At 62.3% G+C, this 20,315-nt stretch carries 19 protein-coding genes; 7 read left to right on the top strand and 12 right to left on the bottom strand.

What is annotated here, in order from left to right:
* Nucleotides 1-33 precede the first annotated feature (33 nt).
* The 4 genes from U5A57_RS15385 to U5A57_RS15370 all read right to left on the bottom strand — a co-directional run bounded on the left by U5A57_RS15385 (nucleotide 34) and on the right by U5A57_RS15370 (nucleotide 5,525).
* Nucleotides 34-2,496 carry an acetate--CoA ligase family protein gene (locus tag U5A57_RS15385; protein ID WP_321912182.1) on the bottom strand — a complete coding sequence of 821 codons (2,463 nt, stop codon included), beginning with the start codon at nucleotides 2,494-2,496 and terminating at the stop codon, nucleotides 34-36.
* 626 nt (nucleotides 2,497-3,122) lie between these two features.
* Nucleotides 3,123-4,019, bottom strand: coding sequence for a sterol desaturase family protein (locus U5A57_RS15380; protein WP_321912181.1), 897 nt, complete (start codon nucleotides 4,017-4,019; stop codon nucleotides 3,123-3,125).
* A 15-nt stretch (nucleotides 4,020-4,034) separates the two neighbouring features.
* Nucleotides 4,035-4,514, bottom strand: coding sequence for a hypothetical protein (locus U5A57_RS15375; protein WP_321912179.1), 480 nt, complete (start codon nucleotides 4,512-4,514; stop codon nucleotides 4,035-4,037).
* 24 nt (nucleotides 4,515-4,538) lie between these two features.
* A complete protein-coding gene (locus U5A57_RS15370) occupies nucleotides 4,539-5,525 on the bottom strand; it encodes a 2Fe-2S iron-sulfur cluster binding domain-containing protein (protein WP_321912178.1) in 987 nt (328 codons plus the stop codon).
* Between the two features lie 249 nt (nucleotides 5,526-5,774).
* Between U5A57_RS15370 and U5A57_RS15365 the strand changes: the two genes are divergently transcribed.
* Nucleotides 5,775-6,452, top strand: a complete 678-nt coding sequence (locus tag U5A57_RS15365) for a Crp/Fnr family transcriptional regulator (RefSeq protein WP_321912176.1) — start codon at nucleotides 5,775-5,777, stop codon at nucleotides 6,450-6,452.
* A 53-nt stretch (nucleotides 6,453-6,505) separates the two neighbouring features.
* Here U5A57_RS15365 and U5A57_RS15360 read toward each other — a convergent pair whose 3' ends face one another.
* From U5A57_RS15360 to U5A57_RS15330, 7 genes are all read right to left on the bottom strand, one after another.
* Nucleotides 6,506-6,961, bottom strand: coding sequence for a c-type cytochrome (locus tag U5A57_RS15360; protein WP_415774629.1), 456 nt, complete (start codon nucleotides 6,959-6,961; stop codon nucleotides 6,506-6,508).
* Nucleotides 6,962-6,996: 35 nt separating this feature from the next.
* The gene (locus U5A57_RS15355; RefSeq protein WP_415774628.1) at nucleotides 6,997-7,494 is read right to left on the bottom strand and encodes a c-type cytochrome; all 498 of its coding nucleotides are present in this window, start codon (nucleotides 7,492-7,494) and stop codon (nucleotides 6,997-6,999) included.
* Nucleotides 7,491-8,036, bottom strand: coding sequence for a methylamine dehydrogenase light chain (locus U5A57_RS15350; protein WP_321912172.1), 546 nt, complete (start codon nucleotides 8,034-8,036; stop codon nucleotides 7,491-7,493). Before U5A57_RS15350 ends, U5A57_RS15355 begins: the two co-directional genes overlap by 4 nt.
* A gap of 39 nt (nucleotides 8,037-8,075) precedes the next feature.
* Nucleotides 8,076-8,681, bottom strand: coding sequence for a methylamine dehydrogenase accessory protein MauD (mauD, locus tag U5A57_RS15345; RefSeq protein ID WP_321912170.1), 606 nt, complete (start codon nucleotides 8,679-8,681; stop codon nucleotides 8,076-8,078).
* Nucleotides 8,678-9,244: a MauE/DoxX family redox-associated membrane protein gene (locus U5A57_RS15340; protein ID WP_321912168.1), complete on the bottom strand. Its 567-nt coding sequence runs from the start codon at nucleotides 9,242-9,244 to the stop codon at nucleotides 8,678-8,680. Before U5A57_RS15340 ends, mauD begins: the two co-directional genes overlap by 4 nt.
* A gap of 7 nt (nucleotides 9,245-9,251) precedes the next feature.
* The gene (locus U5A57_RS15335) at nucleotides 9,252-10,400 is read right to left on the bottom strand and encodes an amine dehydrogenase large subunit (protein ID WP_321912166.1); all 1,149 of its coding nucleotides are present in this window, start codon (nucleotides 10,398-10,400) and stop codon (nucleotides 9,252-9,254) included.
* Between the two features lie 192 nt (nucleotides 10,401-10,592).
* On the bottom strand, nucleotides 10,593-11,549 hold the full coding sequence (locus tag U5A57_RS15330; RefSeq protein ID WP_321912164.1) for a helix-turn-helix domain-containing protein: 957 nt from the start codon (nucleotides 11,547-11,549) through the stop codon (nucleotides 10,593-10,595).
* 415 nt (nucleotides 11,550-11,964) lie between these two features.
* Between U5A57_RS15330 and U5A57_RS15325 the strand changes: the two genes are divergently transcribed.
* The 6 genes from U5A57_RS15325 to U5A57_RS15300 all read left to right on the top strand — a co-directional run bounded on the left by U5A57_RS15325 (nucleotide 11,965) and on the right by U5A57_RS15300 (nucleotide 19,299).
* Entirely contained in the window at nucleotides 11,965-13,329 is a 1,365-nt protein-coding gene (locus tag U5A57_RS15325) for a DUF1329 domain-containing protein (protein WP_415774627.1), read from the top strand.
* 75 nt (nucleotides 13,330-13,404) lie between these two features.
* The gene (locus U5A57_RS15320; RefSeq protein WP_321912162.1) at nucleotides 13,405-15,234 is read left to right on the top strand and encodes a DUF1302 domain-containing protein; all 1,830 of its coding nucleotides are present in this window, start codon (nucleotides 13,405-13,407) and stop codon (nucleotides 15,232-15,234) included.
* A 63-nt stretch (nucleotides 15,235-15,297) separates the two neighbouring features.
* The gene (locus U5A57_RS15315) at nucleotides 15,298-17,658 is read left to right on the top strand and encodes an efflux RND transporter permease subunit (RefSeq protein WP_321912161.1); all 2,361 of its coding nucleotides are present in this window, start codon (nucleotides 15,298-15,300) and stop codon (nucleotides 17,656-17,658) included.
* 30 nt (nucleotides 17,659-17,688) lie between these two features.
* A complete protein-coding gene (locus U5A57_RS15310; RefSeq protein ID WP_321912159.1) occupies nucleotides 17,689-18,651 on the top strand; it encodes a WD40/YVTN/BNR-like repeat-containing protein in 963 nt (320 codons plus the stop codon).
* Nucleotides 18,599-18,967 (top strand): tyrosine-type recombinase/integrase, encoded by a 369-nt coding sequence (locus tag U5A57_RS15305; protein WP_321912157.1) that lies wholly within the window; start codon nucleotides 18,599-18,601, stop codon nucleotides 18,965-18,967. The genes U5A57_RS15310 and U5A57_RS15305 overlap by 53 nt, the downstream gene beginning before the upstream one ends.
* Nucleotides 18,968-18,990: 23 nt before the next feature.
* Entirely contained in the window at nucleotides 18,991-19,299 is a 309-nt protein-coding gene (locus tag U5A57_RS15300; protein WP_415774626.1) for an ATP-binding protein, read from the top strand.
* Here U5A57_RS15300 and U5A57_RS15295 read toward each other — a convergent pair.
* On the bottom strand, nucleotides 19,259-20,203 hold the full coding sequence (locus U5A57_RS15295) for an alpha/beta hydrolase (RefSeq protein ID WP_321912156.1): 945 nt from the start codon (nucleotides 20,201-20,203) through the stop codon (nucleotides 19,259-19,261). The genes U5A57_RS15300 and U5A57_RS15295 overlap by 41 nt on opposite strands.
* Nucleotides 20,204-20,315 lie beyond the last annotated feature (112 nt).

Here is a 20,315-nt window from a genome sequence, read left to right as displayed (position 1 = left end):
GACTGCCGATGAATGGTCAAACGCGGGGGGGACTCACGACTGTGTCGCTTCGTCGACGACGATTGCCGCGTCGGCCGCCAAAGCGCCGCCGCCCTCCGGCATGGCGAAAACAGGATTGAGATCAAGCGATTGCAGGCGGGGCCCGGCGGCGACCGCGAAGGCCGAGAGTTGCGAGAGCATGCGCGCGAGCGCGGCAATGTCGGCAACTGGCCGGCCGCGAGCGCCAAGCAGCAATGGCGCGCCGCGAATCGAGCGGATCGTGCGCTCGGCGACGTCCACGCCGAACGGACAACGATGGAGCACGACGTCATGGAGGATCTCGACGAATATGCCGCCCAGGCCGAACATCGCGATGGGGCCGAAAACCGGATCGCGCTGAATGCCCATGATGCATTCCACACCGCCCGTGATCTGCTGCGCAACCAGCACGCCGTCCAACCGGGCCTGCGGCATCGCGTTGCGGGCTTGCCGCAGGAGAGTGCTGAAGCCGCTGCGTACGGCGTTTTCGTCGCGTACGTCGAGCAATACGCCGCCTGCCTCGGACTTGTGAAGGATATCCGGCGACAGGATTTTCAATACCACGGGGTAGCCGAATTCGCGGGCCGCCCGCACGGCAGTATCGACATCGGCGCAGGCCCGTTCCGGGGCGCTGGCAATACCCGCGCTGGCGAGCAGTCGTTTGGCCTGCGCTTCGCTGAGTTGGCCGGACGGCAGCGCGATCGGTGCCAGCGCAGGGGCAGGGGCGCATGAGCGGGCGTCCATTGCGAAGGCGCGGCCAATCTGTCCCATGGCGGCAATGGCCACGATCGCGCGATTGAGGTCTTCGAAGACGGTGAAGCCGTGTTCTTCGAAGATGTTCAGCGTTTCGCGCGGCCCGCGCAGGATTAGCGCGTAGAGGCGGTCCGGGTGGCGCGAGCGCACCCGGCTTAACCGCTCGAGCAGGCCTTGCCACGCATCGGGCGCGGTGCCCGCGTAGGTGAAGAACCCGAGCAACGTCTGATAGCCGCCTTCGCTCAGCATGAGGTCGACAAACGGCTCGATCATGGACGGGTCGTTGACGAACTGACCGGTCGTGTCGACCGGATTTCGAGGCGTGCAAATCGGCAATAACTCGAGCAGGCGGGCTTGTGCTTGCGCTGGCATTTCCGGCATGGGCAGTTTCAATGCTTCCGCTGCATCCGAAGCGATGACGCCGGCGCCTCCGCTAACCGTGACCACGCCAAGCGTATTGCATTCTGGAAAGACGCCACGCGTGGCAAGGCGCACGATGTCAAGAAGCGCTTCAGTGGTGCTGGCGCGCACGACTCCGAGTTCAGCGAGCACGGCGTCGCATACCGCGTCGTTTCCGGCGATCGACGCCGTGTGTGATCGCGCGGCGGCACTGCCCAGCACGCTGCGGCCCACCTTCATCATGACGACCGGCTTGCGTGCGTTACGCGCGGCCTGCAGCGCGGCGAGCAGGCACGGGCCGTTATGGATGCCTTCCGCGTAGACCGCGATGACCGTCGTCTGAGGGTCCGCCGCCATCATCTGAATGATGTCGGCCAACGCAAGATCGGCCTCATTGCCCGTCATGAACACGCTGGACACGCCAATACCAGCGTCGGCGGCCGCGGCAAGAAGGTGTCCTCCGTACGCGCCGGACTGGCTGACGATGCCGACGTTACCGGGCCGTACGGCAGCCACGATATCGGTCGAGAGAAAGCTGCCGGTAAAACCGCTGTGAAAATTCACATAGCCGAGTGCGTTCGGCCCGAGGAGCCGCATGCCGCCGCGGCGTGCCGCAGCGGCCAGGTCGTCTTGCAGTGCGTGGCCCTGCGCGCCTGTTTCCGCAAAGCCCGCGCTGAACACGATAGCCACGCGCACGCCGCGTTCGGCCAGTGCTTTCACAGCATCCAGCGCCTGCGGGGCGGGTACGGCGACGATCGCGGCGTCCGGCGTTTCCGGCAACGCGGCGATCGAGGCATAGGCAGGCAGTCCCTGCACTTCATGCCGGTGCGGGTTGACCGGAAGGATGCGGCCAGTGAATCCGAGCCGTCGCATGGATTCGACTGGGCGGCCGCCTATGCGGGCAGGGTCGTCGGACGCGCCGACCACGGCGACCGAGCCCGGGTTCAACAATGCGTTCGATAGGAGCATTGCATCCATCGCTTTGACGAAGAGGTTAAGGGGTTGCGGTCCGTGGCGATCTCGTTGCCTCGGATGATCAAGCGTAGGCAAGTGACGGACGCGGTCTCCCCCCCAGCATTGGGGGTGATAGGCCTCGCCATGTTGGAAGCGGATCTTTTGGGCGCGGCAGCGAGTTGAGCAGCGCTGTCGGCATCCATTCCGGTTACGCCAGGATCTGCCACGGCCTGGGTGTTGCACTCGGGCGGCACAAAAGTCCGAGCGTGCCTCGCCGCACTCGAGGCCGGGCGCTTTGTGGCAACGAGTGCTGATCGCATAAGGGCGCTCCCCGCAGGCATGGCACGCAGTAGTGACGCGCGAGATACCCACGCTTTTTGGGGGGGAGGGTTAGCTTCGACAGGCGTTATCTTTGATACCCGGAGTAGCCCGGTTTGGGCGCACTTTGTGAAGGTACTGCGCAACTGCCTTGTTTCAGGAAGGGCCTCTCGATCCCCGGTCAGCATGCTGCGCACAGATGGCATTGGAGATATCGATGAAAACCGCGGAACGATCGCTGCGCCGGCTCGTTGAGAAGTGGATTGGTACGAGCCCGGAAAGGCGGCCACGGGTCACTGGTTTCGGATATTGCCGCCGACGCGCGTGGCGTTATGTACGCGTCGAAGCTGCGAATTCGTCAGGTGTTCTTTCTATTTTGTTCTTCCGGCACGATGACGGGTCGTGGTGTGTATTCCCCCCAGAACGCAGAGGGCCGGTAATGCGCGTTGCGTAAGATTGGCGGGTATGGGAAACGCAGGGTGAGCCGGATATCGGCAAACGATAAAGCCGCTTCAGATGGGAGTCTGAAGCGGCTTTATCGTTGCTCGTGCAACGAGCACGGCTCAAGCCGAACCAGCAAACATCACTTGTCGCCGGCTGTGCTCGTCGCCGCCGTCACGCCGGTCATGAAGTTGGACTGCCGGCGAAACCTTGACGATTCGACCGGCAAGCCTCCTTTTCTAGTTTGTGACGGCAATGGCGATGCCACTGGCCGTGACAATCACGGCATCTGCGGCAGCCAGTTGCGCTTCCGAACTCTGGGTCAAGGTCGCCGCTTGCTTCACACCCGGACGCCCGTCACGCAGAAGCGGCCAGAACAGTTGCACCATGCCGGGTTCCACGGGCATGCCTGCGGGCACGCCGTAGGCGTCCTGTCGCTGCGGTTGCCGCTGACGGGTCGTGCCGTGCAGCACATCCCAGACGCAGAGGATATTGCCGTAGTTCGCGGACGCATTGCCGTAACGGCCAATGCCATGATGCGCGTGGTGAAAGTCCTGCAGCACCACGACTTTTTCCACGATATCGAGCAGCAGACGGCCGCCGCGATTTCGCCGGACCCAAAGGTCCCAGCGATAGCCCGTATGCTGAAGGAGCGTCACGACGCCCTTGAAACCGAAGACAATCGCGGAAGCGGTGCCGGCGCCGAGATAGATCAATACGGGCGCCATCCACAAGGCCGGTACGAGAAAGTAGTAGAACGTATTTTCCCGTCCTGCCATCAGGACATTCAGGTAGGTCGGCGTGTGATGAGGCTTGTGCAGGCGCCACAGGAGCGGCCACTGATGCGCCATGCGATGCAGCCAGTAATTCAGGTAGTCGTCGATGACGAGGATGACGAGGAACATCGACCACACCGGGGCATGAGCCAGTGCGCCCTTCCATTGCGGAAGAATGTGGGCAATCGGCCAGGCGAGCGCGGCGAGCAGCAACGCCCGAACCGAAAACGTCAGGATCTGGCTCAACACGTTGATGCTGAGTTCACGCTTGCTCGACGCTTGCGGGTTGCGGAATTGCCCCGTCGACAGATCCAGCGCGAGCAGGAAAAACATCAAGCCAAACACGATCGCGACATTCATGCTCGTTCTCCTCGCTCACGGTTGGCGGGCGCTGTCGCGCTGGTCTTCCATAAGGAAGACCGCCTTGCCCACCTTGGTCGGATTGACGCTGGCCTCGACTGCCACATTGCCCGAGATGCCGGCGAAGTCGCCCGTGCCGCTTTCGATGGCAATCTGACCGCGATCGGCGTGTTCGGCGTCCCCCTTGTAGTGGAGATAGGCGACGCCGCCGCCGGTCGACTTCAGCTCGCAGTCGCCGGTGCCCTCGACCTGTTTCGTGCCGTCCAGCGTGTCAACCACGTTGCAGAGTGCGTAGAAACGGACGGTCCTGCCCTGCGCCGTGATGACGCCCGCGCCTTCGACGAGGACGTCGATGCGCGAGCGCTCGGGCGTGATGTTCATGCGCGACGAGTTCTTGACCGCGCCGCCAATGGTGAGGTGAATCGGGGCGCTGGCAGCGTGGGCGTGCACAGCGAGGGACAGCAGCAGGCTGACGATAAGGGTTTTCTTCATCATGATGATTGGCTCTGGCGATGGGGATCAGGCGGTGGCTTCGGCGAGATGGCTGCGGTCGAAGAAGCGGTCGTAGTGGATGCAATGCGGCGGCGTTTGTCCATGCAGCTTTTCCAGTGTTGCGTCGATCATCGGTGGCGGCCCGCACAGGTAGAAGCTGGTCTCCGCCAGACTGCAAAAGCGTTCGAGATGGTCGGTGCAGAATCCCCGTAAGCCCTCCCAGCCTGAATCGGAGGCTTCGCTGGAGAGGACGGGGAGCACGAGCAGGCGCCCGGGGGCGGGCCACTCCCGTTGCAGGCGTTCCAGCTCGTCCATGCAGTACAGGTCGCGCTGGCTACGGGCGGCGAAGAAGAGCGTCGTGTCTGGCGTACCCGGCAATTGGCTCATGTGTTCGAGCAGGGCCTTGATAGGCGCGAGTCCGCTGCCGCCCGCCACGCACACGACCGCGCGGCCATCGTTTCGAAAGCCAAAATCGCCAAGCGGGCCTGTCATGGTGAGTGGATAGCCGATGCGGTCGTCGGCAAACAGCCATTCGGTGAACTGACCGCCCGGTACGCGCCGCACGTGGAATTGCACCTTGGTTTGCGGCTGATCTTGCGGAGCTGAACTGAACGAATAGCAACGCGGCATCGACGCCAACGAAGGATGCCCGGGTACGCAAAGCTGTGCGTATTGCCCCGCGCGGTAAGCGAGAGGCTCGCCAAGTTCAACTGTAACCAGCCGGATGTCGTGATTCAGGTCCTCAACGGATTTGATCTGGCAGTCGATGTTGATCAGCATGCCTGCGTCCATGCCACGCGAAAGGCCCGGCACCGCGAGCACAATGTCGCTTTGCGCTTCGCTCTGGCATGCCAGCAGGTGGCCCCTTTGCAATGCCTCGGCATCGACATGGCTGGAAATATCGCGTTTGAGCCGGACCTTCCCGCGCACGAGGCGGCAGCGGCACGAACCGCATTCTCCTGTCATGCAGAGGTGCGGTATGCGGATGCCCTGACGCACTGCCGCCTTGAGCACGCTTTCGCCTGGGCGTAGCCAGCCGGATCCTGCGCCGTCCGCTATTTCGAGGCGGAACGCCCCCGGCGCAGCGCCATCGCGCTCCGTCCTTGTGGTGTCTCCATCGTTCATTCTGTATTTGCCTGGCTCGTGAAATGATCGGCACCGGTTTTTCCCCTGACGGGAAGCGGTGCCACGCTTGCCACGCAAGATATTTATCAGCCGGGTGGCGGGTAGAATATGAAGTAGTTCACAATGTTGGGGTTAGCGATGACTGTCCAGGCCTTTAGCGGCGCCCATCTGCTGTTCGCGACGCTCGACGCGGCAACGCGAGCCGAGTTGTTCGCCGAGGGCAAGGAAGTGCGCTACCGGTCGGGGCAGACGATCCATCGGCAGGGCGATCACAATCGTTCGCTGCAGGTCATCATCGAAGGTCAGGTCAGTTTCAGCCGTCTCGATCAAGACGGGCGCAAGGTGAATGCGGCCGTTTTCGGGCCGGGGGAGACGTTCGGCGAGATTCCGTTGCTCACGGGCCGTCCGCGCACGCATGATGCCGTGGCGGTGGGAGCCGTGCGGCTGCTGTGGATCTCCGACCGCCAGTTCAGGGACCTGCTGAACCGCAAGCCCGACCTGCGCGACCGCCTGCTCGCCGAACTCGCCGAAAGACTGATTCATGCGGCGGACCGGCTCGACAGCGCTCTCCGTCTCTCGGTGCCACAACGGGTCGCGCAGTTTGTCGTCGTCGAGGTGGAGCGCAGCGCAGGCCTACGGTCTGTCAATGTGCGGCAGACGGATATCGCCGAAGCACTGGGGGTGACGCGAGAGGCGGTTGCGGCGGCCTTGAGGCAGTTCCGGGCGGCGCGGTGGATCGAAACCCGCTATCGCGTGATCGATGTTCTCGATATCGAGGCATTGCGCCTCGCAATAGGGCGCGGACCCGCGGCCTGAATGGCGCGGTGCGCGGAGGTAAGGGCAGGCCGCACGGTTGCGCGGCGGCCGGATCAGTAAACGGGCGCGACGTTGTGAATGCCACGCCGCTGCATTTCACGCACTAGCGCCGCCCGGCGAGGCGCGACGTCCGCATACGCCGGGCGGCGATGTTGCGCGACTTCTGCCGCCGTATAGGGCTTGAAGTCCGGTGGAAGCGCCTCGCTGTTCATTGTCGTGAGCAGCCAGTTCAGCACGTCGGCCAACTGTTGATCCGAGAGTGCGGAATTGGACGCGCCCGGCACGCGCATGACGTACTCGCGCCCGCCGGGTACTCGCTCGAAATAGCCAAGCGAATGCGCAAGTGGCGGGACTTTGCCGGTAATGCCGCCTCCGCTGGCCGTGTGGCAACCCATGCAGTTCTGGATCCAGTGCTGCTGGGCGAGGGGCCACGAACGGCTCGCGACGCTGACCGCGCCTACCTCGCCTGCCTCGCCCGCGGTCGCGGCACCCGCCCAGAGCGAGACCATCGCGAGGCAACAAGCTATCGACCGAACCACGAACATCATCGCAGGCCCAGCGCTTTCGTGACGGCCGTGCGTTGCGCGTAGACGGCGCCGGCGTCCATCGATTTCGCGCGTGCGGCTTTGATTTCCGCCGTTGTGAACGGTTTCGCACTGCCGTGGCTGCTGGCGTTCAGATCGAATACGACGTAGTTCAGCACCTGGGCGAGTTCATCGTCGCTCAGGCTGTCGAAGTTGGGCATCTTGAAGTTATAGGTCTTATCGGCGACATGGATTTCCCCATACATGCCGTGCAGGACCGTATCCGGAAGCTGATGCCGGCCTTGTGCCGATGCTGCATAGTGGCCGGGATACGCGGTGAGCGGCGGTGCGAGGCCGTCCTGGCCCTTGCCGCCTGCCTGATGACAGACGGCGCAGCGGGCGTCGAAGGTGGCCTTGCCTGCCGGGAAGTGGATCGCTTCCGCACGGACCATGCCGGATGCCATACCGAGCGCGAACAGCGCGGCGGTGCCGAGGGACTTGAGGGCACTCGTTGTCATTGTTTCGCGGCTCCCAGAAGCACGGAAACCGAACAGTGGTAGTTCGAATTGCTGTTCGCCATGCACCAGTTGATGTCGTTGTTGAGAGAAAGCTTGTAGAGCGGCTTTTCGCGTTCATTGCGGTTGCAGAAGCATTGGCCGCAGGAAGTTTTGCCGCAGCAGTCGTTGTACGAAACGATGTAGTCGGAGCCGTCGTGTGGATTGCGGCAGGTGCCGATCCATGTGATCGGCGACGCCGTGGTGCCGGGCGGACAACTGCTCGACGTGCCGCCGCAGCAGCTGCAGAGCCAGCCGTCGATTGCGCAGTACTTCCAGTAGTCGCAGCTTGTGGGGTCGTCTACGCCTGGCGCGAGGGCTGTCGCCCCCGCACCGCTTGCGACGGCCGGCTTGTCTGCTGCGTAAGCCGTGCGATCGACGGGCAACAAGGGGACGAGCGCCGAACCGACCAGTACCTTGCCTAGCTGCGCCATCGCGCTGCGCCTGGAGCTGCGCTGCGCCACGCCGCGCGCCGAATGCTCGAACCATGAATCAAACCACGCCATACAGGAAATCTCCGGTCAGATTGAATGAGAGGGTGGCCGTCACGCGTGCTGTTCACCGTGCACGTACTGCTGCAGGGACGCGACGCCACGTTCCTTCGCTTCGAACAGGCTTTCGAGGTGCTCGCGCGTGTTGACGAGTCCCTTCGCACGCACCTTGCCGCTTTCGTCGAGCAGGACGGCGTATGGCAGCTTGCCGATCTGGTAAGCCATGCCGAGTTCCTGGGAAAGCACATACGGAAAGCGTTCGAGCTGTTGCTTCTGCACGAAGCGCTTGTGGTCGGCCAGGTCGCCGTCGCTTGTCAGCACGACGTTGACCAGCGTCGCTTCGCTTGCCTGAATCGAGGGCAGCAGCGGCAGGAGCTTCTTGCAGACCGGGCACGTAGGCGACAGGAAGAACAGCAGGGTGGCTTTGCCAGTTGCGTCGAGGCCACCGATCTTGACCGCGCGACCGTGGATGTCGGCCAGTTCGAAAACCGGCGCGAATGTGCCGACCGCGGGGCCCTTGTCGATCATCAGCGCGCCGACCGGCATGATGCGCTCGTACAGGATGCCGACCTGACGAACGAGTGCAAGGCAGATCGCGCCGAGAGCAAGAACGGCTGCCCACAGCATGGCGGTGGAAACGGCGAGAGCGGTTTGCATCATGAATTCCTCAAGTGTTCAAGCTTCGGGCCATTGGCGATCAGTGCGTCCAGCGTGAGCAGTGCACAGACGATCGAGAGGACAGCGAATAAAAGAGTGAGATAGTCGAACGAGACGGCGGGACGCGCCGTGCGCTCCAGGTACGCGGTAGCCGTGAGTGCGGCGAGAAACCCGAGCCGTGCGACGTGCCACCAGCCAATGCCGCGCGGGATGGTGTCGAGTCCGCCCGGCGCGACGGAAGCCAGGCCGGAGCAGCCGCAGTCTATGTCAGTATGGCCGCGCAGGATGTTGACTACGAGACCCGCCGCGAAGAGCGCGAACAGGACGATGAGCAGCGTCGCGCCCTCGAGTCGCGCTTGCCTGCAGAGTAGCGCGAGCGCGCCGAGCGTTTCGGCTGCCGCTATCGCGATGGCGCCCGGCCGGACGAGCGCCTCGGGCACGATCTGCCATGCCGCGAGTGCGTTGCGGAACGCGGCGGGGCGTCTCCATTTGGCCAGCGCGTCCAGCAGGACGATGATGGCCGCGCCCGATTGCGCGGCGCTAGCGAGGACGGGGTCGATCTGCATGGCGGCCTCAGGGGTTCACGAGCAGCGTCGGCGTACGCGCCACGTGCTGCGTGATGTAGCGGAGTTTGCCGGTCTGCGCGTCCAGCACCACCAGATCGCCCGTCAGCGTGAGGCCAAAGAGCAGCGGACGGTCGTCCTGGCTGACCTGAATCGACGCAACGAGTGGGGGAATCTTCTGATCTGCGAGGCTCCATCGTGCGATGCGCTTGTGGGTGTTCAGATCGAACACCCAGATCTCGCTTGCGGGCTCCTTGTGTGAGCCATCTGCGCCCTGATGCATGGCGACGTAGAGACGATGTGTCCTGTCGTGGACGGCAGTCGGCTGGAGGCCACCTGGCCGCCAGCCGGAAGCGCGTTCCGCGTCGGTGACGAGTGGCCATGGCGTACTGAATGCCGCCTTCTCGCCACGGAAATCGGCAGTGCGAACCATGCCGTGGAAGGTGGTGAAAACATAGCTGCCTTGCCACGGCGAGGCGTTCGCAAACGCCGGATCCCGCTCGACGTCGATGAGCGGCTCTGACATGACGCGGTGGCTTTCCTTGCCGTTGGCGTCGAGCGTGACGGTCAGTGCCTTGCCGCTTTCGCACAGCGCCGTGAACTTGCTCGGTCCGCTTGGCAAGGCCAGCACGCACGCGGCCATGTCGATCTCGCCTCCCAGCTTGCGCGAGCGCGCGTCGACTACGCTGACTGACGCGGATGGCGTGAGATTCGAAACGTAGATGTGCTTTCCATCGGAACTGAAAGTCGTGTTCCAGGCCGACGGAACAGACTGGGCGTGCTTCGGCGGGATGATCGTTTCACCGGCATGCTCGAGCGTGCTGTTATCGGTGAACTCCATGACGTCGGTGCGCGTGCCATGCGAGCCGCGCGAGAAATACGTCGTCGCGACGACACTCGTCTCGTGGTCGGGCGAGACGACGAAGCCCGGCAGAAAGCCCGCGTCGATCTGGCCAAGCTCTTTGCGCGCGTCTGCGTCGTACAGGTAGATCCGGCCGTCGGTGGCGGCGTCACCGGAGGGATCGACGACAAAAATCTCGTGGGGATGCCATGCCGGCATCTTTTGAATGGTCAATTCTTCCGGCTTTTCAGCGGCCGTTGCGGCGCACGCGAATGCCAGAAACGCCGCGGTAGCCGCAGCGCGCTTCCTGATGGTCATGTTCACTCCTCGATCGAATCTCGATTCGGAGCGGACTGTAATACGGCGCGAGCGGACTCGATGGCTCGAATCGGCAGATCGTGGATGAGGGCTTGCCCTGGTGTGGCGAGGGTATGGCAAAAAGCCGCGCGAGTGCCGCGCGGTTTTCGGTGCGAGTAGCGGTGCGAGGACGGTGCGTTTGCGCCGCTGTGTTCAGGCGCGAGCGCCGAAGCGCAGCGTTTGCGAGGGCAGTTCGCCGAACAGGCGGCGGTAGTTGTTGGCGAATTTGCCGAGATGGACGAAGCCATGGCGCGCGGCGATGCTCGCTATGCTCATTTGCGCGGCGTGCTCCTCGCGCAGCATCTTGCGCACGCCGCACAGCCTCACCGCGCGCAGATAGTCGGCAGGCGACTCGCCGGTGATCTGCCTAAAGCACGTTTGCAGGGTGCGGCGGCTCACACGCAACTCGGTGCAAAGGTCGAGAACCGTCACGGGGCTGCCGGCGTGGCGCATGACGTAGTCCTGGCTGCGCCGCACGATCTCGCTGTAGGTGAGCCGGGTCAGGTCCTCACGCGGCGCGGGCGCGAGTTCCTCCATCGCCAGGATCACGTCGTCGAGCAGCACTTTCCGGAATGCATAGCGCGTGGCGGGGCACGCGAGCCGGTCGGCGTGAGCCCGTAGTTCACCCACACGCATATGGAGCCTGCGGACGGCGTCCGGTGACGTTTCACCGCATGGCGTCGGGACATGGGTGCTCGCGTCGCGCCGGTGCGTTGCACGCCGAAGATGTTCGGCCAGGCCGTCGAATTCCGACTCTGCCAGCGTAATGCCGAACATTGTGGCATCCGAAGGAAGGTGGACGACCCAATCGTTGTCGCTGCGCGCGGCGCTAATGGTGCGATTGGTGATTTCGCGGCCGCGCGACGTGGGCGCCATTGACGAATGCGAAACCCAGCCTATGCCGACCATGCCTGCCGAAACCCGGCCGCATTCCACGACGCGCCGGTTGACCTGTTCGCAAAAGAGGTGCAAGCCGTCCAGGTCGAACTGTTCGAGAGTGCTGCCGAACTTTCCTTTCTCGATCTGAAAGTATTGCTGCTTGATGTTGGCGAGCTGCTGTGCATGTTCGCCGGCGTCGGCGTAGTGCCGCACGGAATAGTGAGTAGCCATTGCAAAGTTCGAAGCCGGGAGTGCCGGTTACTCCGGCCTCTTGAAGTGAGTTTCTGAATTCCGGGGACAGGTTCTGGAGCGCGCGCCGGGGTGCGCCTGCGCCTTGCAAGACCCGTAGCGGTGGACCGTACCACGGAAAAAAAGCGTCCGGAAGGCGGGTTGCAAGCTGGCACACCCGTATTTTCCCCAAGGGTGCGAGTTGCCGATTCGGGCCAGGCGCACAAGGTACGGTCCGTTAAAGTCGGTTCCGCTTGAGTGTCTCGCGTGCCGCCGGACTAACTGAAGTCATGCCGATCCGGCAGGCACGACCCACAGCCGTCGAACCTTGGAGCGACGCGCACCGGTTCTCGCGCCGGACCAACCGATACCGCGGACGCGTCTGCACGGCGCATCTGCCCAAACTAAAGGGAGAGGGATGATGAAGAAGCGGAGCATGGGAGCCGCATGTATCGTCGCAGCCACCGTTTCGGTTGTCTGCCTGGCGGCTTCCGCGGACAACCTGACGCCGGAGGGCGCCAATCCTGCGGCAAGCAGTGACGGCATTGTCCCGGCGTTTGCGGGGCGCGGCACGCCCGAAGCGGGCTGGGCATACGGCAAATACCGCGGCGACTTCTGGAAGCATCGCGAAGAGAAACCCCTTTATTCGATCGACGCCTCGAATGTCGACAAGTATGCCGATCACCTCTCGGCCGGCCAGATCCAGCTGATCAAGCAACGCAAGGGATACCGGATGGACGTCTATCCGGCGCATCGCGAGTGCCAGCTTCCCGACGGCGCCGAGCAGAACTCACGCGAGAACCTGACCGCCGCGAAGCTCGACGCAGGCGGCACGATGCTTCAGTCGGCGTATTTCCCGGGTGTCGCCTTTCCGAAGCCGCAAAGCGGCGCCGAGGCCATTCTGAATTTCGAGTACCGTTATCGCGGCGTTGGTATCGAGTGGCCTTCGACGACGACGGCCGTGTCGCCGCGCCCCGGCAGCGACGACTGGATCATGACGATGGGGCCGCAGAGCCTCTATATCCCATCGGGCAAGCCTGGAAAGAACACGCCGAACGAAGTCGACCAGCTTAGCCTCGCAGGCTACTTCGGCTATAACTCGCCAGCCGCGATGGCCGGACAGGGCGGCATGCAACGCCAGTATTACGATAAGGACTCTGAAACGTTCTACTACTTCCCCGGCCAGCGCCGCGTGCGTCGCATGCCCGCTTACACACACGACGCACCGCAGATCGGCTACGAGAACCAGTACACGGTCGACGACGCGAACATGTTCAACGGCTTCATCGACCGGTTCGACTGGAAGCTGATCGGCAAGCGCGAAATGATCGTGCCGTACAACGACTTCGCCATGTACAACTTCAACGCGAATCTCGCCGACATTGCGAAGCCCGATGGTCTGACCGAGGCGAGCCGGCACTACGAGATGCATCGCGTGTGGGTCGTCGAGGCGACAGTCAAGCCGACGGCACGACACGTCGCGTCGAAGAAGGTCTTCTATCTCGACGAAGACAGCTGGCTTGCTCTCGTCGGCGAGGACTACGACGCGCAGGGCAAGCTCTGGAAGGTGCGCGAGGGTTACCCGATTCCGGTCTGGGAGTTGGGCGGCGCATGCGATCTCGAAACGTTTGCGCAGTACGACCTGAACGACGGACGCTACGTGTTCGACCAGTCGCCGATCGGCGCGGGAAAGGATATTCACTGGTACTCGCAGTCGAGCGACAGCCGCTTCAAGTCCGACTACTACAGTGCAGAGACGCTGCGCTCGATCAGCGAGCGTTGATCCGGGTGTTGCGCATGAGGCGCGGGCTTAGGCAGGTCCGCGCCCCGCGCCTGGACAATCACAAAGAGGATAGCCATGAAGGCACAGGGGATAGGGAAGTCGGTTTGCGCTTCGCTCGTCGCATTGGGGGCGGCGAACCCGAGCGCATACGGCTATGAGTTTACGACAGGCATGGGCGATATGCAGGGATCGTGGGTAACCAACCTCACGGCGGGGGCTGGCATACGCCTGAAAAATCCCAGCTGCTCGTTGATCGGCGATCCCAACGCGGAGGGCTGTGGTGCAGCGGCAAACACGAATCAATGGGGTTTTGGCGACAATGGCAACCTGAACTACCGGAAAGGCCAGCTCTATAGCACGTATGTCAGCGCGACCAGCGAACTGCTCCTGACGATGCCGAGCGAGGGCGTGAAGTTCATGGTCCGCGGCACGGGCATGTACGATTTTCTCGCGAAGGATACCGCGAGAACGCCGCTCACGAGCGCGGCGGAAGCCCAGGCGGTGTACGACACTCAACTGCTCGATTTGTGGGTTGAGAAGGACTTCGCGATCAGCGACCGGCCGGCACACGTGCGGCTCGGCAACCAGGTGATCAACTGGGGCGAGAGTGCGTTCGCGGCAGGCGGCATCAATGCGACCAACTCGCTCGATATCCAGAAGCTGCTGATTCCCGGTACGCAGCTCAAGCAGGCGCTGCTGCCGGCACCGATGCTGAGCTTCGCAGCCGATCTTTCTCATGGATTTAGTACTGAGGATTACTATCAGTTTCAATGGAATGGAAACCGCTATCCGCCTGTTGGCACGTACTGGTCGATCACAAACAGCTTTGGCCGCGGCGCGGAACCGCTTACGCTGAACACGGGCAACGTCAACGTCGCGGGCGTCAGTGCGGGAACCATCGCGGGGCCCAATAGCGGCAACGCCGGCACGATTGCAGCGATCAATGGCGGGCTCGTCGATGGGGTATTTGCCGGGCCGCCGTTCAATACGATCGGCATTCCGGTGTCCACCGAGTTACCTGCAAAATACCGGCCGCAATTCGGCGTGAAGTTCAACTACCGGCCGCGAACGATCGACGCGAACTTTGCGTTCTACTACGAAAACTATACCGACAAGTCACCGGTAGTATCGGCGCTGCCCAATGGGACCGCGCAGTTCTCCTACCTCCAGAACCGCCAGCTTTTCGGTGTCAGTGCGAACTTTGGACTCGGGGAATGGGCAATCGGCACTGAACTCTCGTATCGTCCGCACGATGCCGTTGCGCTTTCAAGCTGTTTCGGCGCCGGCGGACCGCTCGACTCGAATACCAACGGCGTGACCGGCGTCGATTGCCAGCAATGGGCCGACGAGAAGAAGATCCAGTACGACATCAACGGCATTCTCAGCCTCACGCGCAGCGAGTATCCGTTCCTCAAGCTGATCGGCGCGGATATGGCCGTGCTGACGACAGAGCTGACGTGGATCTACTATCCGGGCGTCAGTTCGAGCGGTGTGACGCGCACGGTGGGCGGCCAATCCGTAACGCAGGTCCCTGCGGCCGGCTATCTGCCGTGGCTCAACTATGGCTCGAATCTCGGCTATCCCATTGTCATGGCACAGGGCACGTCCAGTTCGGTCGGCGCGACCGTCGATTTCAACTGGACTTACGACGGCAGCCTCATCCCGGGTTGGCAGGTGACGCCCGGTGTGACGTTCTCCGACGCGCTGTACGGCTATACGCCGACGTTCTCGGCCAACTATCTGCAGGGCGCGAAGTCGGTCAATGTCTACGTCCTGTTCAACCAGAATCCCGCTGTTTGGCAGGCCGGGATCAACTTCACGGCGTTCTTTGGTGGGCACCAGACTGTGGGCCAGCCTTTCGCGGACCGCAATTTTGTCGGCATGTTCGCGACGCGGAACTTCTAACGTCTCAGGCGGGAACCGGCTCCTGTCGCCGAATATCGTGTGCCAATCTGAAGGGAAACTGTCGTGCTAAATCGTTTGGTCTGTCGTCTTGAGACGCTTCTGTTCGGTCATCGCGCCGTCGTCCTGATTGCGATTGGGACATTCACCACGGTCATGGCCGTGTTCGCCGCCCAGTTGCGTATGGACGCGGGATTTGAAAAGCAGATGCCGATTGGCCACGAGTACATCCAGACGTTCCAGAAGTACCGCAACGACTTGTTCGGCGCGAACCGCATCACTGTCGTAGTGCGCGCTCGCAAGGGCTCCATCTGGACGCCTGAGGGGCTCGCGCGTCTGTACAAGGTCACGCAGGCTGTGACGTATCTGCCGAATGTGGACCGGTTGGGCGTGCAGTCGCTTTGGACACCGAATGCTTACGTCAACGAGATCACCGAAGATGGCTTTCGCGCCGATCCGATCATTAGCGGCACGATTACGCCGGACCAGTTGACGCCGGCGATCATCGAGAAGATCCGCCGTTCCACGACGCAGGGCGGCTATGTCGGCACGCTCGTGTCGCATGACGAAGATAGCGCAATGATCACGGCCGAACTCACCGAACGGGACCGTTCCGGCAAGGTGCTCGACTACCTGGCGTTCAACCGCCTGCTTGAGAACCAGATCCGCAAACCGTTCGAAGATGCCGGCTACGAAATCCAGATCATCGGCTTCGCCAAACAGATCGGCGATATTGCCGATGGTGCGACTGCGGTGCTCGGCTTTTGTGGCATCGCGCTCGTGCTGACCGCGCTCGCGGTGTACTGGTACAGCCACTCGATCCGCTTCACGATCCTGCCGATCGCCTGTTCGTTGACTTCGCTCGTGTGGCAGTTCGGCACGCTCAGACTGCTTGGCTTCGGGCTTGATCCGCTTGCCGTGCTCGTACCATTTCTGGTCTTCGCCATCGGGGTGTCTCATGGCGTTCAGCAAGTCAACTACATCGTGCGCGAACTTTCGCTTGGGCGCACCTCGCTAGACGCCGCCCGCCACAGCTTCAGCGGGTTGCTGGTGCCGGGGACGCTCGCGCTAGTCACTGCATTCGTTTCGTTCGTCACGTTACTGCTGATTCCGATTCCGATGGTGCGGGAACTGGCCATCACGGCTTCCCTTGGGGTGGGCTACAAGATTGTCACGAATCTTCTGATGCTGCCGGTCGTGGCTTCCTGTTTCGATTTCACGAAAGCCTATGCGGACCGTGCCCTGGCACGCCGCGAGCGCCGTTCAGCGTGGTTGCGCAGGCTCGCACGAGTGGCCGAGCCGCGGTACGCGTCTCTGGTCGTGGTGCTGACGCTCATCGTTTTCGCTGTGGCGGTGTGGCAAAGCCGCGAGCGCGTTATCGGCACACTCGAGCCCGGCGCTCCGGAATTACGAGCGGACGCGCGCTTTAACCGCGATGCGCTTTCGATTGCGGGGAACTACGACGTGGGGCTGGATTGGCTCACAGTGGTTTTCGAATCGAAGGGCTCGTCGTGCGATAACCCCGCGCTCGGTTTCTATGAAGACGATTTCGCGACCGCCATGCAGACGGAGCCAGGAGTGGTGTCGGTACAGTCGTTCCCAGCGATGCTGCGCACGTATAACGAAGGCTACAACGAAGGCTATCCGAAGATGAACGTGGTGCCGATCGACGCGAGCAACTATGGTGCGCTGGCGGCCGAGGTTGGGCGCGTGAAGGGCTTCATGAACAGCGACTGCAGCATGACTGCGGTTCACCTTTTCCTCGCCGATCACAAGGCGGCGACGATCAATCGCATTCTCGCCGACGTGAAGCAGTATCGCACGACGCATGCGATGCCCGGCGTCGCGATACGCCTTGCAGCGGGCAACGCTGGCGTGCTTGCGGCAACCAACGAGGAAGTGGCGAAGAGCGAACTGCCGATGATGCTTTATGTGTATGCGGCAATCCTGATCCTCGTGTTTCTTGCTTACCGCGACTGGCGCGCGATGGTGGCCTGCTGTGCGCCGCTCACCGTGGCGACGTTTGTCGGCTATTGGTTCATGAAGGCGTTGCATATCGGTCTCACGGTCGCGACGCTGCCTGTCATGGTGCTTGCCGTGGGTATTGGCGTCGACTACGCGTTCTATATCTATAACCGGCTGCAACTGCACCTTGCCAGCGGGGAAGGCATCGTGAAGGCGGTGGAGCATGCAATGCTCGAAGTCGGCGTGGCGACCATCTTTACGGCGATTACACTCGCAATCGGCGTAGCGACCTGGAGCTTTTCTGCGCTCAAATTTCAGGCGGATATGGGCAAGCTGCTCGCCTTCATGTTCGTCGTCAATCTGCTGATGGCGATGACGGCGCTGCCTGCGCTCGCTTCGCTGCTAGAACGGTGTATCCCACGGACGAAGCCCGCGCGCGTGCCGGGCCTGTTGAGTCACTGAGCCGAACTGACCTCATTGGACGAGATTGTCATGCTGAAGATAGTTGCTGTTTGTGCCACATTGTTTGCATGCTTGCCTGCGCTCGGGCAGGCGGGCGACAACCCGGTTACGCTCGTCGAGGCAAGGGCGCACGCCTGGCGCGCCCCGGCGCGCAAGTTGATGCTCGATGCAACGCGTGCGGGATCCCGGATCGTGGCTGTGGGCGAGCACGGCATCGTGGTGCTTTCCGACGATGACGGTCAGACATTTCGCCAGGCCGCCACGGTGCCGGTCAGTTCGACCCTCAATTCTGTGACCTTCACGGACGCCGAGCATGGTTGGGCGGCTGGACATTGGGGGACGATTATCGCCACGCAGGACGGCGGCGAGACGTGGAAGGTGCAACGAGTCGATACGTCGACGGACCAGCCGCTCTTCTCGGTCGCTTTTCTCAATGAGCGCGACGGCTTTGCAGTTGGGCTTTGGTCGCTGTTGCTCGCGACACATGACGGCGGCAATACCTGGTCGCGCGTTGCCGTGCCGAAACCTGCGGGCGGCAGTCGTGCGGACCGCAATCTGTATCGTGTCTTTGCGGATCGCGCAAACGCAATTTATGTGACTGCGGAACAGGGGGCGGTATTGCGGTCCAAAGACGGCGGCGCAAGCTGGAAGTGGTTGGACACGGGTGGGAAAGGTTCGCTATGGGCGGGGACTGCCGCGCCAGATGGCCGGCTCTTCGTGGGTGGGCTGCTAGGCAATGTGTATGCAAGCAGCGACGGAGGGGACACCTGGTCGCATGTCGATTCTCACACAACCGGTTCGATTACCGATCTGGTCGATACGCGCGACGGTGTAGTCGGCGTTGGACTCGATGGGTTTGTACTTAAAACCAGTAGTGGCGCACCGAACTTCACCGCGATGCAGCGCACCGACCGCGCGGCGCTGACGGCCGTCGTGATCAATGGGACGGATGCGCCGGTGTTGTTTTCGAAGGATGGTGTGCTTGGGCGGTGAAATAGGGCTTGGGAAGATATTTCAGCGGTGTCGTGGTCAGCAGCGACTGCCGCAGGCGACTGCGCTGTGGGTCAGGCGGTTGTGTAGTCACAAGCCCGCGTGCACGTTCGTCCTGCTGCACACGGCGGTTCGCCCAGCCGAGGCGCGTGGCATGGAGTGGGGTGAACTTGATCTTGATCGTGCGCGGTGGCTGATCCCCGCAGAGCGGATGAAAGGTGGCGTCGAACACAATGTGCCGCTCGTCCCCGAGGTGGTGAGCCTGCTGCGCGCGATGCGTGAAATTCAAATGCACGATCGATACGTTTCCCAAACGTAACGAACACCGGTCCGCTTTCTGACGTGGACCTGCAAGCGTTTTTTCGGGCCCCGACGCGTGCCGATCAGGACCGGTTGCTCAAGGCCCTCGTCGAGCCCGAACCCCTCGTGCTTGACGATCTGTTCCTCGCCAAACGCATTCCTGATGCCGCAGCCGAATTGCTGCAGACCTTGGTCCTTCAACGCTACAAGCAGCGGCGCAGCATCCTCGTCATGTCCAATCGCGTCGTCCAGGATTGGGGGCGTTACTACGGACGGCGAGTCTTGTTGTCTGCCTGTTTGACTATGAGCGCTAGCACGCCTGCTCAACGCAGAAGTTATGGATGGCAGTGACCATCTGCTGCAATCCGGGTTGTTCCAGCGGATAGTGCCCGGCGTTCTCCAGCATCGTCACCTTCACGGGCACGCGCCGGATTCGTTGCAGGAACAACTGGCTCAGATGCACTGGGGTCCAGCGATCCCGCGCGGGCTGCGTCAGCAGGATCGGACATACGTCGAAATCCTCCGGCTCGATGGCCGGCCGATAGGCTGCGTAGCTAGCCAGAAAGCCCATCGTTACCCATTTTCCTGCCGACGTTTTGTCTGCCATGCAGACCTTCAGGGCAGCAGGATCGTTGACGAGCGCATACATCTTGCTCGCCGCAGCCATCGGCAAGCGCAGACCGGCAAGCGGCGTGCGCGCCGTCAACGCCGCGAGCGGCACGCCGATACGGCTCATGAACAGGTTGTACGCTGTCTCGTCGCGAACCTGCTGTAAGCGTTGATCGAGAAAGGTCATGCCGACGATACCCTTGACTTTCCGGTTCTTCGCCGCGATGTGATATGTCTCCATGCCGCCCGCGCTCAACCCGTAGAGCACGATGGGCCGGTTGTCTTTTGCCAGTTCCACGTCTATGAGATCGCTTCCCGCCTGGACCCAGTCGTCATAGCGGACCGGCTTGCCCGGGCCTACCTGGGTCAGACCGTATTCCGGCATGTCGATCGCGATGGTCTCGAAACCTTGGCGGGCAAGCGGTGCGCCGAGGATCGTTGACATCTGCCGGCCGTTTGTTCCTACGCCATGGAAAAGAATCACCTTCAGCGGCGCGCTGTCATTGCGGTAGCAATCGAGATGGATGCGATGCTTGCCCCATGACCACCATTCTTCCTGCGGTTCCTGAGCCGGCTTCAGCTGAAACTCGGCGGGCAGAAAACCTTGAATCTGTCTCCAGTTTCCCTGCTGTGAATAGGTGGTCATTCGAGATCTCCCGTGACGACGCGTGGTACAGATGGAATGCTGATGTAAAATCAAACAAATGTCGGATGCAAATCTAACTTATGTCAGATTCAAAAGCAAGTACCGACGGGCG

This window comes from Paraburkholderia sp. J11-2 (genome assembly GCF_905220185.1).
GTDB lineage: Bacteria > Pseudomonadota > Gammaproteobacteria > Burkholderiales > Burkholderiaceae > Paraburkholderia.
This window is presented reverse-complemented; position numbering and strand designations above follow the sequence as displayed.

Excerpts from the sequence above, each read along its gene's own strand:
- U5A57_RS15380 (WP_321912181.1), bottom strand. The coding sequence starts at position 4,019 with ATGAATGTCGCGATCGTGTTTGGCTTGATGTTTTTCCTGCTCGCGCTG.
- U5A57_RS15375 (WP_321912179.1), bottom strand. The coding sequence starts at position 4,514 with ATGATGAAGAAAACCCTTATCGTCAGCCTGCTGCTGTCCCTCGCTGTG.
- U5A57_RS15365 (WP_321912176.1), top strand. The coding sequence starts at position 5,775 with ATGACTGTCCAGGCCTTTAGCGGCGCCCATCTGCTGTTCGCGACGCTC.
- U5A57_RS15360 (WP_415774629.1), bottom strand. The coding sequence starts at position 6,961 with ATGGTCTCGCTCTGGGCGGGTGCCGCGACCGCGGGCGAGGCAGGCGAG.
- U5A57_RS15355 (WP_415774628.1), bottom strand. The coding sequence starts at position 7,494 with ATGACAACGAGTGCCCTCAAGTCCCTCGGCACCGCCGCGCTGTTCGCG.
- U5A57_RS15350 (WP_321912172.1), bottom strand. The coding sequence starts at position 8,036 with ATGGCGTGGTTTGATTCATGGTTCGAGCATTCGGCGCGCGGCGTGGCG.
- mauD (WP_321912170.1), bottom strand. The coding sequence starts at position 8,681 with ATGATGCAAACCGCTCTCGCCGTTTCCACCGCCATGCTGTGGGCAGCC.
- U5A57_RS15340 (WP_321912168.1), bottom strand. The coding sequence starts at position 9,244 with ATGCAGATCGACCCCGTCCTCGCTAGCGCCGCGCAATCGGGCGCGGCC.
- U5A57_RS15335 (WP_321912166.1), bottom strand. The coding sequence starts at position 10,400 with ATGACCATCAGGAAGCGCGCTGCGGCTACCGCGGCGTTTCTGGCATTC.
- U5A57_RS15330 (WP_321912164.1), bottom strand. The coding sequence starts at position 11,549 with ATGGCTACTCACTATTCCGTGCGGCACTACGCCGACGCCGGCGAACAT.
- U5A57_RS15325 (WP_415774627.1), top strand. The coding sequence starts at position 11,965 with ATGATGAAGAAGCGGAGCATGGGAGCCGCATGTATCGTCGCAGCCACC.
- U5A57_RS15320 (WP_321912162.1), top strand. The coding sequence starts at position 13,405 with ATGAAGGCACAGGGGATAGGGAAGTCGGTTTGCGCTTCGCTCGTCGCA.
- U5A57_RS15310 (WP_321912159.1), top strand. The coding sequence starts at position 17,689 with ATGCTGAAGATAGTTGCTGTTTGTGCCACATTGTTTGCATGCTTGCCT.
- U5A57_RS15305 (WP_321912157.1), top strand. The coding sequence starts at position 18,599 with ATGGGACGGATGCGCCGGTGTTGTTTTCGAAGGATGGTGTGCTTGGGC.
- U5A57_RS15295 (WP_321912156.1), bottom strand. The coding sequence starts at position 20,203 with ATGACCACCTATTCACAGCAGGGAAACTGGAGACAGATTCAAGGTTTT.